This is a genomic window from Bacillus sp. GbtcB10, from assembly GCF_019091365.1.
Taxonomy (GTDB): Bacteria; Bacillota; Bacilli; order Bacillales; family Bacillaceae; genus Bacillus; species Bacillus altitudinis.
The window spans coordinates 1-368 of record NZ_JAGXJP010000032.1 but is presented as its reverse complement, the minus strand read 5'-3'; the positions used below and the strand labels follow the sequence as shown (position 1 = coordinate 368).

Genomic DNA, 368 nt, shown 5'->3' with positions numbered 1-368 from the left:
AGGGGGGCGTAATAAATGAATTTTGCTTTATATAAAGCATCTCTAAAAGCACATAGTAAAGGCTTATCTCTTTATCTATCTAGTATTATCATCTATATGATTGGTTTGTTTCTTGTTTTTCCGAGTGTTTCAAAAAGTAGTGGTATTTCAGATTTAATGAAATCCTTACCCCCTGGTCTAATGAAATCATTAGGAATCGAAGGGAATATGGCAAATTTAAATGACTATTTAAATATTAATTTCTTTAATTCATTGTTTTTATACATTTTAATGGCCTATTGTATAATGACAACGATTAAGTTGGTGACAAGACCATTAGACCGTACCTCTTTGGTGTATTATTTATCTTCACCTGTTTCAAAATCAAA

General features: G+C 29.9%; 1 pseudogene. It reads left to right on the top strand.

Annotated features, from left to right (window positions below):
- Positions 1–15: 15 nt before the first annotated feature.
- A pseudogene (gene cesD / locus KVT11_RS19585) lies at positions 16–368 on the top strand (cereulide export ABC transporter permease subunit CesD); the annotation flags it as partial.